Below are 15352 nucleotides of genomic sequence, written 5' to 3'. Positions count from 1 at the left end.
ACCTCGCGTGACCATCAGATCGCTGTCCGGAGGTGTCTTCTTCCGGATTGGCCGCGCGCGTGCCGCAATGCCTGATTCCGGCCGCCCTTCTTCGCAGGAGCCAGACGTAAGCGACGTGGCCATCAGCGTGGCCGACGTGCTGGCTGCGCAGGCACGCCTGCGCAAATACCTGTCGCCCACGCCGCTGCATTACGCCGAGCGTTTCGGTGTGTGGCTGAAGCTGGAAAACCTGCAACGCACCGGCTCCTACAAGGTGCGCGGTGCATTGAACGCGTTGCTGGCCGGGCTGGAACGCGGCGACGAGCGTCCGGTGATCTGCGCCTCGGCCGGTAACCATGCGCAAGGCGTGGCGTGGTCGGCGTATCGGCTGGGCGTGCAGGCCATCACGGTGATGCCATACGGCGCGCCGCAGACCAAGATTGCCGGTGTCGCGCACTGGGGCGCCACTGTGCGGCAACACGGCAATAGCTATGACGAGGCGTTTGCGTTTGCGCGCGAGCTGGCCGATCAGAACGGCTACCGCTTTCTCTCGGCCTTCGACGACCCGGATGTGATCGCCGGGCAAGGCACGGTCGGCATCGAACTGGCCGCGCATGCGCCGGATGTGGTGATCGTGCCGATCGGCGGCGGCGGGCTGGCCTCCGGGGTGGCGCTGGCACTGAAATCGCAAGGCGTGCGCATCGTCGGCGCGCAGGTGGAAGGCGTGGATTCGATGGCCCGCGCCGTACGCGGCGACTTCCGCGAAATCACCCCGGTGCCCACGCTGGCCGACGGCGTGAAGGTCAAGATTCCCGGCTTCCTGACCCGCCGTTTATGCGCGAGTCTGCTCGACGATGTGGTGATCGTGCGCGAGGCCGAATTACGCGAAACCCTGGTGCGTCTGGCGCTGGAAGAACACGTCATCGCCGAGGGCGCCGGGGCACTCGCCTTGGCCGCCGGTCGTCGCGTTTCAGGCAAACGCAAATGTGCAGTGGTCTCTGGCGGTAATATCGACGCAACTGTGCTGGCCACCCTCTTGTCCGAGGTGCGGCCGCGTCCGCCACGCAAGCCGCGCCGTCGCAATACCGAGCGACTGCGCAACGAACGCAGCGCCAAGTCACTTCCCGAAACACCCGTTCTTTCCCGCCCATCCGCAGTCGCTCCAACGCCTGTCACCGCCATCGCCGTAGAGGAGTCTTCCTGGTGAACACGACCGTATCCAACCAGACCCCGCGTATCCGAATTTTCGACACCACCCTGCGCGACGGCGAGCAATCCCCCGGCTGCAGCATGACGCCCCAGCAAAAGCTGGTGATGGCGCGCGCGCTGGACGAGCTCGGCGTGGACATCATCGAAACCGGCTTCCCGGCCAGCTCGCATTCCGACCGCGAAGCCGTCGCGATGATCGGCCGCGAGTTGCGTCGCCCCACGCTGGCGGTGCTGTCGCGCTGCCTGCAGGCCGATATCGAAACCTCCGCACGTGCACTGGAAGCAGCCGCCAATCCGCGCCTGCATGTGTTCCTGTCCACCAGCCCATTGCACCGCGAGCACAAGCTGCGCATGAGCCGCGAGCAGGTGCTGGAATCGGTGCACAGGCATGTGACGCTGGCGCGTGGCTACATCGACGATGTCGAGTTCTCCGCCGAAGATGCCACCCGTACCGAAGAGGATTTCCTGGCCGAGGTCACCCGCGTGGCGATCGCCGCCGGTGCCACCACGATCAATCTGCCGGACACGGTGGGCTTCACCACGCCGGAAGAAATCCGCGGCATGTTCGCGCGCCTGATCGCCAGCGTGGAAGGGGCCGACACCGTCATCTTCAGCGCGCACTGCCATAACGATCTGGGTCTGGCAGTGGCAAATTCGCTGGCGGCGATCGAAGGCGGCGCGCGTCAGGTCGAATGCACCATCAACGGCATCGGCGAACGTGCGGGCAACTGCGCGCTGGAAGAAATCACCATGGCACTGAAGGTGCGCGGTGCGTTCTACAACATCGATACCGAGATCAACACGCCGCGCATCGTGTCCACTTCGCAGTTGCTGCAGCGCCTGGTCGGCATGCCGGTGCAGCGCAACAAGGCGGTGGTGGGCGGCAACGCGTTTGCGCACGAGTCGGGCATCCACCAGCACGGCATGCTGCGCCATCGCGGCACTTACGAAATCATGCGCCCGGAAGACGTGGGCTGGGAGTCCTCGCAGATGGTGCTGGGCCGTCACAGTGGCCGTGCGGCTGTGGAGCAGCGTCTGCGCGCGTTGGGCTATTTGCTGGAAGAAGACGAGGTCAAGCTGGTCTTCGAGCAGTTCAAGGCATTGTGCGAGAAGCAGCGCGTGGTCACCGACGCCGATCTGCAAACATTGATGCAGGATGCCACCGTGCAGGAAGGCTACCGTCTGGCTTCGATGACCATCAGCGATGTCGGCAGCCGCGCGAACGCGCTGGTGGAGTTGTCCGATCCGGAAGGCAATCGTGTTGCCGAAACTGCGCAAGGCAATGGCCCGGTCGATGCCCTATTCGGTGCGCTGGCCTCGGCCACCGGTGTGAAGCTGGAGCTGGACAGCTATCAAGTCCACAGCGTGGGCATCGGAGCGGACGCACGCGGCGAAGCCAGCCTGAGCGTGCGCCACGACGGCGTGGAGTACGAAGGCACCGGCACCAGCAAGGACATCATCGAAGCCAGCGCGCTGGCGTGGTTGGACGTGGCCAACCGCCTGTTGCGTCAGCGCCAGCGTGGCGTGGTTGCTGGTAAGACGGCTGCGGTGGCGTAGCGCTGTCATCTGCTAAACGATGTAGATCTGACGGCCGGCGGAGTGATCTGCTGGCCGTCTTGCTTTTTGGTGGTTGGTGATTTGAACGTTTTCTAAGAATGCATTGCTTGCCGATCAGCAGCCGCGAAGAGTTGGAGCGCGGCGCCGCATCGACCAATCCCACGCACGACGTCTGCCGGTTTCGCGTAAACGCCTCGATCACTGAGGGCGCTTGCGCGCGTACCGGCGTGGGACACGCCGCAAGTACGTCCGTGTAGGCTCTTACGCGGCATCCATGCCGCGTAAGGTCCCACGCCGGTACGCGCACAAGCGCCTCCGAATATTGTTGGTGGCTGAAGGAAAGCGTTACTTGATTGATTGATCATGCTTTGGAGCGCGCCCTTCGCTGGCGGAATCATGACAAAGCGATAGACGAAAAGCTGCATCGACTATCGACTGCGGAATCCGTAGGCATTACGCCTACAAAAAGCATTGCTTGCCCCTCAGCAACCGCAAAGAGTGGGAGCGCGGTGTCGCGTCCAGGGGCGGGACCATGTGGCGGCATGGATGCCGCCACTGAGCCTCCACGGACGGATTCACGGCGTGTCCTGCCACTGGATGCGGCACCGCGCCATCGATAAGCCCAAAACGCAAGCGGCCATCGCCAAATAGAGCAATGACCGCTGTTATCTCAACAAAAGACAAACCGAACGATCACGCTTACAGCGCAGCAACCACCGCATCACCCATCGCGACCGTGCCGACCTTGGTAGTGCCTTCCGACCAGATGTCGGCGGTGCGCAGGCCCTGGTCGAGCACCTCGCCGACAGCGCGCTCGATCGCATCGGCAGCGGCGGCCTGCGCGAAGGTGTAACGCAACATCATCGCCACCGACAGGATGGTCGCCAACGGATTGGCAATGCCCTGCCCTGCGATATCCGGTGCCGAGCCATGACACGGCTCGTACATGCCTTTGTTGTTGGCATCCAGCGAGGCCGAGGGCAGCATGCCGATCGAGCCGGTGAGCATCGATGCTTGATCGGACAGGATGTCGCCGAACATGTTGTCGGTCACGATCACGTCGAACTGCTTTGGTGCGCGCACCAGCTGCATCGCCGCGTTGTCCACATACATGTGCGACAGCGCAATGTCCGGATAATCCTTCGCGACTTCCTCCACCACCGCACGCCATAGCTGGCTCGATGCCAACACGTTGGCTTTGTCGACCGAACACAGCTTCTTGCCGCGCAAACGCGCCATCTCGAAGCCGGCCTTGGCGATGCGACGGATTTCGCTTTCGCTGTACGGCAAGGTGTCGTAAGCCTGACGCTCACCATTTTCCAGCGTGCGCGTACCACGCGGTTGACCAAAGTAAATGCCGCCAGTGAGTTCACGCAGAATCAGTAGATCCAGCCCCGCAACGACCTCCGGCTTGAGTGTGGAGGCATCGGCCAGCTGCGGATACAACAGCGCCGGACGCAGGTTGGCGAACAAACCCAGCTGCGAGCGGATCTTGAGCAACCCACGTTCCGGACGCAGCGATGGATCGATGGTGTCCCATTGCGGCCCGCCGACCGCGCCCAGCAGCACCGCGTCGGCAGCGCGCGCGCGCTCCAGCGTTTCGTCGGCCAGCGGGCTGCCGTACTTGTCGTAGGCCGCGCCACCCAGTTCGTCGTACACCAGGGTGAAACCCAGGCCATGTTGCGCATCGATCCGCGTCAGCACCTTGACCGCCTCGGCCATGATCTCCGGACCAATGCCGTCGCCGGGAAGAATCAGAATCTGCTTGCTCATGCAATCCTCGTGAGTTGGCGCCGTAGCGCCCTGAAAATCAACGTGTGGCCCATACCACCAGCACATCAGTGCTGAAGGAACCATCGGCGGCAATCTGAAAATAGTCGCGGACCTCGTTCACCGCCGCGTCCTGCAATACGCGAATGGCCGCGCGCAACACCTCCGGCGTGCGCATGCGGTCTACCCAGCTCAGATAGTCCAGCTGCAGCCGTTGGCAATGATGACGCTGCACCCGCAAGCCGGCATCGCCCACCATCTGCAACCACTGCGCCACACTGTAGTCGCGCACATGGCTGGTATCGCGCAGCAGCTCGATCGCCTGCAGGTGCGTGTCCAGCAATGGCAGCCCAGGCGCCACCACGTCGATAAAGGCAGCGATCCCGCCTGGACGTAGCACGCGCCGCACTTCGCGCATTGCCTGTCCCAGGTCGCTCCAATGGTGCGCCGAGTAGCGGCTGACCACTGCATCCATGCTGCCGCTCTCGAACGGCAAGCGCTCGGCGATACCTTGCATGGTGCGCACCTGCGTCAGCCCACGCTCGGCGGCGGTGGCCGCCACAACGGTGAGCATGTCGGCAGACAGATCATAGGCCACCACCTCGGCCATCAACGGCGCCAGCTGGAAACTCACATGCCCGGCACCGCAGCCCAGGTCGAGCAATCGGCCGTTGCGATGACCGGCCAGACCAGCGCGGAGTTCGGCGAACTCTGCGCCTTGCGCATGCACGTCGCTATGCAGATAGGCCTGCGCCTGCGGCCCGAACTGCGCAGCAACATGCGCACTCTGCGCTCCCGCATCGGTGGCGTTGGCAACCGAGTTCACTGCAGTGCGCCGAACAACCACGGTTGACGCGCGCGATGGCCTTGTTCGAAGCGACCAATCGCATCGGCGTCCTGCAAGGTCAGGCCGATGTCGTCCAGCCCGTTGAGCAGGCAGTGCTTGCGGAAGGCGTCGATGTCGAAGCTGTATTCCACGCCATCGGGCCGGCGCACGCGCTGCGCGTCCAGATCCACGGTGAGTTGGTAGCCCTCGGTCGCCAGGCATTGTTGGAACAACGCATCCACTTCCGCTTCGGCCAGCACGATCGGCAGCAGGCCGTTCTTGAAACTGTTGTTGAAGAAGATGTCGGCAAAGCTCGATGCAATCACTGCGCGAAAGCCGTATTCGTCCAGCGCCCACGGCGCGTGCTCGCGCGAGGAACCGCAGCCGAAGTTTTCGCGTGCCAGCAACACACTGGCGCCTTGATAGCGGGGGAAATTGAGCACGAACTCCGGGTTGATCGGGCGCTGGCTGTTGTCGCGACCAGGTTCGCCGATATCCAGATACCGCCACTCGTCGAACAGGTTCGGACCGAAGCCGGTGCGCTTGATCGACTTGAGGAATTGTTTGGGAATGATCTGGTCGGTATCGACGTTGGCGCGATCCAGCGGCGCGACCAGTCCGGTGTGTTGAGTGAAAGGGGTCATTAGGAGTGCCGGGATTAGGGATTGGTAATTGAGGATTCGAAAAAGCTGGAATGCGCAGACCGGTCTTTACGAATCCCGAATCCCCACTCCCAAATCCCCAAGCTCACGCACATCAACGAAGTGACCACTGATCGCAGCAGCCGCTGCCATCGCCGGGCTGACCAGATGGGTGCGACCACCGGCGCCCTGGCGGCCTTCGAAATTGCGGTTGGAAGTGGAAGCGCAATGCTCGCCGCTGCCCAGCTTGTCCGGGTTCATCGCCAGACACATCGAACAACCCGGCTCGCGCCATTCGAAGCCGGCGTCCAGAAACACCTTGTCCAGGCCTTCGGCTTCGGCCTGCGCCTTGACCAGACCCGAGCCCGGCACCACCAATGCTTGCTTGATGGTGGAAGCAACCTTGCGGCCCTTGGCAACTGCAGCGGCGGCACGCAGGTCTTCGATGCGCGAGTTGGTGCACGAGCCGATGAACACGCGATCCAGATGGATCTCGGTGATCGGCTGATTGGCGCGCAAACCCATGTATTTCAGCGCGCGCTCGATCGAATCACGCCTGGTCGGATCCTGTTCGGCGGCCGGATCCGGCACGTGCTGGTCCACCGCCAGCACCATCTCCGGCGAGGTACCCCAGCTGACCTGCGGCTTGATGTCTTCCGCGCGCAATTCCACCACTGTGTCGAAGTGCGCATCGGCATCGGACACCAGCGTGCTCCACAACGCGACCGCCGCGTCCCAGTCGGCGCCCTTGGGCGCGAATGGGCGACCTTTGACGTAGGCAATCGTCTTGTCGTCAACCGCCACCATGCCCACGCGCGCGCCGGCTTCGATCGACATGTTGCAGATGGTCATGCGGCCTTCGATCGACAAATCGCGGATCGCGCTGCCTGCAAATTCCAGCGCATGGCCGTTGCCGCCAGCGGTGCCGATCTTGCCGATCACCGCCAGCACGATGTCCTTGGCGGTCACGCCGAACGGCAGCGTGCCCTCCACCCGCACCTGCATGTTCTTCATCTTCTTGGCGATCAGGCATTGCGTGGCCAGCACATGCTCGACCTCAGAGGTGCCGATGCCGTGCGCCAGCGCGCCGAACGCGCCGTGCGTGGAGGTATGCGAATCGCCGCAGACCACGGTCATGCCCGGCAAGGTGGCGCCCTGCTCCGGCCCGACTACATGCACGATGCCCTGACGCGCGTCGTTCATCTTGAACTCGAGGATGCCGAAGTCGTCGCAGTTCTCGTCCAGGGTCTGCACCTGCAGGCGGGAGACTGCGTCGGTGATCGACTCCAGCCCGCCCTGACGCTCGGCACGCGTGGTCGGCACGTTGTGATCGGGCGTGGCGATGTTGGCGTCGATGCGCCACGGCTTGCGCCCGGCCAGGCGCAGGCCTTCGAAGGCTTGCGGCGAGGTCACTTCGTGCAGGATGTGGCGGTCGATATAGATCAGCGACGAACCATCGTCACGGCGCGTGACCTCGTGCAGTTCCCACAACTTGTCGTACAGCGTCTTGGCAGTCATTGCAGCAACCCAATTGGCGGATGGTGGGTGCGCCCACCTGGCTGAGTTCGATGCTAGGAGCTTGCCTTGGATAACGCAAATTCATATTGTTTATTCAACAAATGAATTTCAGGAATAGTAATGGACCTGGGCAGCCTCAGCGCGTTCGTGGCAATTGCCGAGAGCGGTAGCTTCTCTGCCGCCGGCGAGGCGCTGCACCTCACCCAGCCGGCGGTGAGCAAACGCATCGCCTTGCTGGAAGGGCAATTGTCGGCGCGATTGTTTGATCGCCTCGGCCGCCAGGTGGTGCTGACCGAAGCCGGCCAGGCCCTGCTGCCACGCGCGCAACGTATCCTGGCAGAGCTGCAGGACACCCGCCGCGTGCTGGAACACCTTGGTGCGTCGGTCGGCGGGCGCCTGAGCCTGGCCACCAGCCACCACGTGGGCCTGCATCGCCTGCCCGCCCTGCTGCGCCGCTTTGCTGCAGAACATCCGCAGGCGGCGCTGGACATCCAGTTCCTGGATTCGGAACTGGCCTATGCAGCCGTGCTGCGCGGGGAGGTGGAACTGGCGGTGACCACGCTGGCACCGGACACGCGTGCGCCGCTGCGCGCGCAGCCGATCTGGCACGACCGCCTGCAGTTCGTGGTGGCGCCGGATCATCCATTGGCGTCACTGCGCGCAGTGACACTGGAGGATGTGGTGGCGCACCCTGCGGTGCTGCCGGACCCGGGCACCTTCACCCATCGCATCGTCGCCGGCCTGTTCGCCGAGCGCGGGCTGGTGCCGAGCCTGCGCATGACCACCAACTATCTGGAGACGATCAAGATGCTGGTGTCGGTGGGCCTGGCCTGGAGCGTGTTGCCGGAGCGCATGATCGATCATCAGATCGTGGCGCTGCCGCTGGCCGATGTCGCGCTGTCGCGCGAGCTCGGCTGCGTGACGCATGGCGGGCGCACCTTGTCGCGTGCGGCGCAGGCATTTGTTGCGCTGTTGCATGCGCAGGCGGATCAGGGGCAGCTGTAAACATCATCGCCCCACCAAGCGATCCCGCCCCTGCCGCTTGGCCTGATACAGACGGCGATCGGCCAAGGCCAGCAATTCGCGCCGGCTCGGGGCTTCATCGCTCATCGCCATGCCCATGCTGGCGGTGCAACGCACGGTGGTGCCTTGCGCGTCGACATCGATCGTTGCAAGCCGTTGGCGCATGCGCTCGAACAGCGCGTGCGCCTGCGCCGCGTCCAGCCCGATGGCCGCCAGCAGGAACTCTTCGCCCCCGTGACGGGCGGCAAAGCACTGCGCCTGATCGTGTTCGCTCAACGCCTCGCCAATCGCAGACAACACCGCATCGCCGACCTCATGGCCGTAGGCATCGTTGATGCGTTTGAAGTGATCGATATCCATCAGCGCCAACGCCAATGCCGCACCACCGGCGCGCGCTTCGTCGAACCATTGCTGCAGCACACGCTCGGCCTCGCGCCGGTTGGGCAGCGCGGTGAGCACGTCGTGGCTTGCGCGATACTCCAGCTGACGCATCAACGCTTCGCGCTCCTGGCTGGCCCGCTGCAGCGCGAGGTTCTTGTCGCTCAACTCGCGTGTGCGCCGGTCGATCACCGTGTTGAGCTGACGCTGGCGTCGGCGGTAACTGGCCGTGCGCCATAAGTAAAACATGTAGATCACACTGCCCAGGCCAAGGATGCCCAGCGCGATCACTTCGCCACGCCGCCACCACGGCGGCGCCAGTTCGATGACCAGGCTGGATTCGCCCAGCAACGCGGTCTGCCGCCAGTCCACCGGCAGCGACATCGCCTGCACACGGAAACGAAAACGGCCCGGCGGCAGATTGGTGTAGATCGCTTCGATGGCGCTGTCGGCATCCACCCACTCCGGATCGAAGCCTTCCAGCCGGTAGCGATAACGCACCTTGTCCGGCCCACGAAAATTCAACCCGGCATAGCCAATGGCGATACGCCGGGTGTCTGCGCCGAATCGATGCGGGTCGTTCAATGGCTGCACCATGCCATCGACCAGCAAGCGCTCGAACACGATCGGCAAGCGATGGCCTTGCAAGGTGCCCACACGCGCCGGATCGATCACCCCCAGACCGGCTGCGGTGGGAAACAACAGCTGCCCGGACTGTGTCATCCAGCCGGCCGGCGCGCTGCTGCCGTTGCCCTGATTGCCAGGCATGCCGTCGCTGCGATCCACCACTTCCACACTCAACTGGTCGCGCGTGCCCGCATCGAGCTGGTCGAAATCGCTGCGCGCGATGCGGAACACGCCATGGTTGCTCGACAACCAGAAATAGCCGCGGCCGTCGTCGATCACCCGAAACACCTTGTCGCGCGGCAGCCCGACCCGGTGGTCGTAGACGCGGAACGTTTCTCCGCGCAAGCGCAACAGGCCGCGATCGCTGGCGATCCACAGATCGCCATTGGCATCGCGCAGGAAGTCGAACGCGTTCTGCCCGGGGAAATCCTGCTCGCCCAGCCATGCGCGCGTGCTGCCGTCAGGCGACAGCGCAGTCATGCCGCGATCGGTGCCGCTCCACACAATCCCCTGCGCATCGCGATACAGCACCTGCACCGAACCGTCCGGCACGCCGTCGGCGGCGGTGTAGTGACGCGCCTTGCCATTGCGCCAACGCACCAGCCCCGCGGTGGTGCCGATCCACAGATCCTCGCCATCGGGCAGCACCGCGCGCACCGACATCGACGGCAAGCCCTCGGCTGCACCGATGCGCACCAGCACGCGGCCTTGCGCATCCAGACGCACCACGCCCTGGCTATAGGTGCCGGCCCACACACCGCCGTCGCCGGCGTCGGCCAGCGCCAGCACCGACTGTTCCAGCACGCGCCCGCCCTCGCTGGGCGACAACGACACCCGGCTGATCTGCTCGCCGCGCCAGCGGTCCAGGCCCACCGCGCTGCCCACCCACACCGTGCCATTGGGCGTCTGCAGCACGCTGCGCACGTAATCGGAGGTGAGGCCGTCCTCGTGGGTGACGCCATGCGCGGCGCCTTCGGCAACCCGGAACAAACCGTGTGTGCTGCCGACCCAGATCAGGCCTTCGGCGTCTTCCAGCAAGGCCGGACTGGCCACACCGGAAATGGCGATCTGCTCGTCCGGATCGTCCGCCCCGCTGTGCACCACCAGTAGCCCGGTCGACAGACTCATCCATAGATGCCCGCGTCGATCCAGCAACAACGAATCCACGCGCTGGCCCTGACGGAAGCGTTGCAGGCCGCCGCCGCGGCTCCACCACCACACCCCGTCGTCGCCAGCCACCAGCAACCCACCTTCGCGGTCGCTGGCCAGCCGTCGCACCGGCGCATCGCGCATGCCATGCGCCTTGCCCCAGGCGGTTGCCTGGCTGCCATCGTGCGGCAGGCGATACAGCCCGACCTCGGTGCCGACCCACAGATCGCCGTCGTCGTCGGCCGAGAGCGCGGTGACGCGTGCACGCGGCAGCCCGGCCTGGCGGCCCACATCGACCACCCGCCCATCGGCCTCGATCCGGTACAGCGTCTGCGGGGTGCCCACCCACAACGCGCCATCGGCACGCCGCAGCAATGCGCTCACCGCCAGATGCCGCGCGGAGGCATCGCCCAGTTGCTGCCAGTGGCCGTCCTGATAGTGGTAGACCCCATCGAACGCAGTGCCGAACAACATGCCGCCGGTGCTGTCGCGCACCACCACGAACACACCGCCCAGCTCGACGCCCGGGGTATTCTGCCGGTCGTAGACCGTGAAATCGCGGCCGTTGAAGCGCGCCACGCCTTCCCAGGTGCCGAGCCAGATCAGGCCGTCTTCGCCCTGCGCCACCGCATGCACCAGGTTGTGCGGCAGGCCGTCGTCCATGCTCCAGCGGGTGACGGTGTGATACGCGATGTGTTTGAGCGGCTGGGCGAAGGCCGGCCAGGCGCCGAGCAGCACGCAGCACAGCAACGCGCATCGCCACAGCGACGGCCACAACGGCCCGATCCGCAGCACGTACCTGCTGCGGACGCAGCCTGTATGCGTTTGCGCCCCGACCCTGTCCACGCTTTCGTCCCTCGTCCGTCCCGTCTGAAGGTCGCCGACATACGCCGACGTACCGTCAGTCAATCTATCACCGGGGTTTTTTCAGCGCCCTAGGGGGATCCCCTACAGCGGCCAGGCGGGCGATGACACCGGGAGGCATTCAGATGAAACAATTAACGGCAATAAGCAAGCTGGTGCGCGACGCTCAGCATCGGTGGCGGGGCAGACGCCACAATTTATGAGCGCTTCAATGCATTCCATAGGCGCCGAGTATAAATATAGAACCCGATGGTCTAGTATTGGCGATATGTCCAGTTCGCCCCCCCTCAAGTCCAAGACCAAGAGCAACGGTCCTGGGCGTCCCAAGGATCTTGGGAAACGCGCCGCCATCCTGGGCGCCGCCCGCACCATGTTCATGGAGCAGGGCTTTGCAGGGGTCAGCATGGACGGCATCGCCGCAGCCGCCGGCGTCTCCAAACTGACCGTTTACAGTCACTTTGGCGACAAAGAAAGCCTGTTTTCTGAAGCGATCCGCGCACAATGCCAACACATGATGCCGGACGATCTGTTCGACCACGCCCCCAAAGGCAACTTGCGCGACCAGTTGATCGAAATCGCCAATGCCTTCTTTACGATGGTCAGCGCCGACTCTGCAATCGCCACCCATCGCATGATGATGGCGCCCGGTACCGGCGACGTGCATGTGCGCGAAATGTTCTGGGATGCCGGTCCCAAGCGCACCCAACAGGCACTGGCGGATTTCCTGTCGGCACGGGTCGCCGATGGCCAATTGGAAATCCCCGAGCTGGAGCGCGCTGCTTCACAGTTTTTCTGCCTGCTCAAGGGCGAGCTGTATGCGCTGATGATGTGCGGCCTGCATGGTCAGCCCACCCGCGCACAGGTGGATGAGCACATTCAGGCCAGCGTGGATTTCTTTTTGAGGGCGTATGCGCCGCGCTGATTGCACCGAGACGTTGGTGGCGATGACTTCCGGCACTGCGTGCTTTGGCCGCGCGCGGCGATGCTAGATGCGCCAGTTGCCTCGCGCACCGGTAAAATGCCTGCCCCACTGCGTTGGATAGCCGCACCATGACGATCGATTTCTCCCAAGCCCGCGAAAAAATGGTCGAACAGCAGATCCGGCCGTGGGACGTGCTGGACCTGCGCGTGCTCGACGTGCTGGCGCGCCTGCCGCGCGAGGCCTTCGTGCCGGAGGCTTACAAGACCCTGGCCTATGTCGATGTGGAAATTCCGCTCTCGGCCGGGCACAAGATGATGAAGCCGGTGGTCGAAGGCCGCATGCTGCAGGCGCTAGATCTGCAGCCGGGCGAAGACGTGCTGGAAATCGGCACCGGCAGTGGCTTTTCCACCGCCTGCCTGGCCGCACTGGCCCGCGAAGTGGTGAGCCTGGAGATCGATCCGGCACTGGCCACCGCCGCACGCGCCAATCTGGACAGCACCGGCCTGGGCAGCAACGTACGCATTGAAACCGCCGACGCATTCGGCTGGCAGAGCGAGCGTCGTTTCGATGCCATCTGCATCACCGGCGCAGTCGACACGCTACCGACCCAGTGGCTGCAGTGGTTGCGCCCGAATGGCCGGCTGTTTGTCGTGCGTGGTCACGAACCGGTGATGGAAGCAGTCCTGGTGCGTGGCGACGTCAACGCTCCGCGCATCGAATCGTTATTCGAAACCGACCTCGCCTATCTTCAGGGCGCCGCACCGACGCCCCGATTCCAATTCTGATTCCCAAGGAAGCTTCCCCGATGATCCGCCGATCCCTCGTTCTGGCCCTGGCCGCCGCCCTGTCTCCGATGGCAGCACATGCCACCGATCTGCTGCAGGTCTACGAAATGGCCCGCAACGGCGATCCGCAGCTGGCCGTGGCCGAGTCCACTCGCCTGGTCAATCGGGAGGGACAGGTACAGGCGCGTGCGGCGTTGCTGCCGCAGTTGGATGGTAGCGCTGGTTTTACCCAGTCGCACCGCGAACTAGAAGGCGTGGACGGCCGCTCCACCACCAAGCAACGCCAATATTCGATTCAGGGCAGCCAGACCATCTTCAACTGGGCGCAGTTCGCCAACCTGCGCGCACAGCGCGAAGTGGCCAAGGCAGCCGACTTCACGCTGGAATCGGCCAACAACGACCTGATTACCCGCAGCTCGGCGGCGTATTTCCAGGTGCTGGTGGGGATCGAATCGCTGGCCGCAGCCGAGACCAACGAAGCCGCCGCCAAGAAGCAGTTCGACTACGCCGACAAGCGCCTGGAAGTGGGCCTGGCGCCGATCACCGACGTGCACGAAGCCCGCGCCCAGTACGACCAGGCGCGTGCCGACACCATCAATGCGCGCAACACGCTGAAGGATTACTACCAGGCGCTGACCGAGCTCACCGGCCAGCCGGTGGTGGGCCTGCGTGCGTTGCCGGAAGAGTTCCGCCCGGAAGTGCCGGCCGCCTACGCCAACGTCGATCAGCTGGTGTCCACCGCCATTGCCGACAATCCGGCGTTGAAGGCGCAGCAGCTGCAGGTCAGCGCAGCCGAAGCACAGGTCAATGCGGCGCGTGCAGGGCATTATCCGACCTTGAACCTCGGTGCCAACGTCGGCCGCAGCAATAGCTGGGGCGGCGCGAGCACTGTCGATCAGGCGGCCGGCAACTTCACCACAAACGGCCGCGACATCGATACCGATTCGATCGGCATCACGCTGTCGGTTCCGATCTTCGCCGGCGGTGCAACGCAGTCCGCCGTGCGTCAGGCGCTGTCGCGTCGCGATATCCAGCAGGACACCTACGAGCAGCAGAAGCGCGCGCTGGATCGCAACACGCGCAATGCCTATCAGACCGTGGTCGCCGGCATCAGCGAAGTGGAAGCTCGCCGTCTGGCCGTAGTGTCTGCGCAGGCCGCATACGATGCCTCGCAGGTGGGTCTGGAAGTCGGCACGCGCACCGTGCTGGACGTGGTGCAGAACCAGCGCACGCTGTTCCAGGCGCAGCTGAACTACGCGCAGTCGCGCTACAACTTCCTGCAGAACCGTTTGCTGCTGGGCCAGGCGATCGGCAAGCTCGATATCACTGATCTGCAGGACGTCAATCGCCTGCTGTCGCAGGATGCCGAGTCCAAGCTGCAAGGCAGTGGTTCACTACAGTAATGCGAGCGGATAGGTAACTAAAAAAGGCGGGCGTAGGCCCGCCTTTTTTATGTCCGATGCAAGCGCGTACCTGGCTGCATGCGATACCTGCGATGACTGCCGCATCAGCGGGTGATCTGCTGCTTTGCTGCAGGGCCCCTTCCTTGCCCGCCTACCATCGCGGGATACGCTGCAAGGCAGAGCATCTGCGGCTTCGCTGCAGGGCCCTTACCCGCCCACCATCGCGGGACACGCTGCAAGGCAGAGCGGCTGATCTGCGGCTTCGCTGCAGGGCCCTTGCCCGCCCCACCATCGCGGGACACGCTGCAAAGCAGAGCGGCTGATCTGCGGCTTCGCTGCAGGGCCCTTGCCCGCCCCACCATCGCGGGACACGCTGCAAGGCAGAGCGGCTGATCTGCGGCTTGGCTGCAGGGTCCTTGCCCGCCCACCATCGCGGGACACGCCGCAAGTACGTCCCTGTAGGCTCTTACGCGGCATCCATGCCGCGTAAGGTCCCGCGACGGTGGGCGGGCAAGGACCAGTCGAGATGGTCGGTGGGCATGGTGGAAGCAATGTCTTACGTGGGTTGTTTAGATAACGGCACGCCTGATTCATTTTCTCAATGCAAGCCGAGCGATGGACAAGCTTTAAGAAAGCAACCGACAAACTCTTTGGTGCGGTGTCCTCACCGCTTGCGGGACCGTGTGGCGGCATGGATGCCG

The 15352-nt window shown here is 64.2% G+C and carries 11 protein-coding genes; 6 read left to right on the top strand and 5 right to left on the bottom strand.

Translation table 11 applies throughout. From position 1 onward, the window contains the following. Positions 1-115 precede the first annotated feature (115 nt). Together FFY45_RS01660 and FFY45_RS01655 are read left to right on the top strand one after the other, a co-directional pair. The gene (locus tag FFY45_RS01660) at positions 116-1186 is read left to right on the top strand and encodes a threonine dehydratase (protein ID WP_228996136.1); all 1071 of its coding nucleotides are present in this window, start codon (positions 116-118) and stop codon (positions 1184-1186) included. After that, entirely contained in the window at positions 1183-2745 is a 1563-nt protein-coding gene (locus FFY45_RS01655) for a 2-isopropylmalate synthase (RefSeq protein WP_176339113.1), read from the top strand. Before FFY45_RS01660 ends, FFY45_RS01655 begins: the two co-directional genes overlap by 4 nt. Positions 2746-3444: 699 nt before the next feature. Here FFY45_RS01655 and leuB read toward each other — a convergent pair. The 4 genes from leuB to leuC all read right to left on the bottom strand — a co-directional run bounded on the left by leuB (position 3445) and on the right by leuC (position 7500). Beyond that, the gene (gene leuB, locus FFY45_RS01650; protein ID WP_176339111.1) at positions 3445-4518 is read right to left on the bottom strand and encodes a 3-isopropylmalate dehydrogenase; all 1074 of its coding nucleotides are present in this window, start codon (positions 4516-4518) and stop codon (positions 3445-3447) included. Positions 4519-4555: 37 nt separating this feature from the next. Then, entirely contained in the window at positions 4556-5341 is a 786-nt protein-coding gene (locus FFY45_RS01645) for a methyltransferase domain-containing protein (RefSeq protein ID WP_176339109.1), read from the bottom strand. Then, the gene (gene leuD, locus FFY45_RS01640; protein ID WP_176339107.1) at positions 5338-5985 is read right to left on the bottom strand and encodes a 3-isopropylmalate dehydratase small subunit; all 648 of its coding nucleotides are present in this window, start codon (positions 5983-5985) and stop codon (positions 5338-5340) included. The genes FFY45_RS01645 and leuD overlap by 4 nt, the downstream gene beginning before the upstream one ends. 66 nt (positions 5986-6051) lie before the next feature. Continuing rightward, positions 6052-7500 carry a 3-isopropylmalate dehydratase large subunit gene (leuC, locus tag FFY45_RS01635; protein ID WP_176339106.1) on the bottom strand — a complete coding sequence of 483 codons (1449 nt, stop codon included), beginning with the start codon at positions 7498-7500 and terminating at the stop codon, positions 6052-6054. Positions 7501-7620: 120 nt separating this feature from the next. On the opposite strand from leuC, the gene FFY45_RS01630 reads away from it, so the two are divergent. Continuing rightward, positions 7621-8505: a LysR family transcriptional regulator gene (locus tag FFY45_RS01630; RefSeq protein WP_176339104.1), complete on the top strand. Its 885-nt coding sequence runs from the start codon at positions 7621-7623 to the stop codon at positions 8503-8505. Positions 8506-8508: 3 nt separating this feature from the next. Here FFY45_RS01630 and FFY45_RS01625 read toward each other — a convergent pair whose 3' ends face one another. Continuing rightward, entirely contained in the window at positions 8509-11523 is a 3015-nt protein-coding gene (locus FFY45_RS01625; protein ID WP_176339102.1) for a two-component regulator propeller domain-containing protein, read from the bottom strand. A gap of 286 nt (positions 11524-11809) precedes the next feature. Here FFY45_RS01625 and FFY45_RS01620 point away from each other — a divergent pair, with 286 nt between their 5' ends. From FFY45_RS01620 to FFY45_RS01610, 3 genes are all read left to right on the top strand, one after another. Further along, on the top strand, positions 11810-12463 hold the full coding sequence (locus tag FFY45_RS01620) for a TetR/AcrR family transcriptional regulator (RefSeq protein ID WP_006451155.1): 654 nt from the start codon (positions 11810-11812) through the stop codon (positions 12461-12463). Between the two features lie 128 nt (positions 12464-12591). Next, positions 12592-13248: a protein-L-isoaspartate O-methyltransferase family protein gene (locus tag FFY45_RS01615; protein WP_006451154.1), complete on the top strand. Its 657-nt coding sequence runs from the start codon at positions 12592-12594 to the stop codon at positions 13246-13248. Positions 13249-13268: 20 nt separating this feature from the next. Continuing rightward, positions 13269-14651, top strand: a complete 1383-nt coding sequence (locus tag FFY45_RS01610; protein ID WP_115040928.1) for a TolC family outer membrane protein — start codon at positions 13269-13271, stop codon at positions 14649-14651. The last annotated feature ends 701 nt before the right edge of the window (positions 14652-15352 follow it).

The organism is Xanthomonas hortorum (assembly GCF_011305375.1).
GTDB lineage: Bacteria > Pseudomonadota > Gammaproteobacteria > Xanthomonadales > Xanthomonadaceae > Xanthomonas > Xanthomonas hortorum_E.
This window is presented reverse-complemented; position numbering and strand designations above follow the sequence as displayed.

What these genes read in the sequence shown, in the direction of transcription:
- leuB (WP_176339111.1), bottom strand. Translation starts at nt 4,518, where the DNA reads ATGAGCAAGCAGATTCTGATTCTTCCCGGCGACGGCATTGGTCCGGAG.
- leuD (WP_176339107.1), bottom strand. Translation starts at nt 5,985, where the DNA reads ATGACCCCTTTCACTCAACACACCGGACTGGTCGCGCCGCTGGATCGC.
- leuC (WP_176339106.1), bottom strand. Translation starts at nt 7,500, where the DNA reads ATGACTGCCAAGACGCTGTACGACAAGTTGTGGGAACTGCACGAGGTC.
- FFY45_RS01630 (WP_176339104.1), top strand. Translation starts at nt 7,621, where the DNA reads ATGGACCTGGGCAGCCTCAGCGCGTTCGTGGCAATTGCCGAGAGCGGT.
- FFY45_RS01620 (WP_006451155.1), top strand. Translation starts at nt 11,810, where the DNA reads ATGTCCAGTTCGCCCCCCCTCAAGTCCAAGACCAAGAGCAACGGTCCT.
- FFY45_RS01615 (WP_006451154.1), top strand. Translation starts at nt 12,592, where the DNA reads ATGACGATCGATTTCTCCCAAGCCCGCGAAAAAATGGTCGAACAGCAG.
- FFY45_RS01610 (WP_115040928.1), top strand. Translation starts at nt 13,269, where the DNA reads ATGATCCGCCGATCCCTCGTTCTGGCCCTGGCCGCCGCCCTGTCTCCG.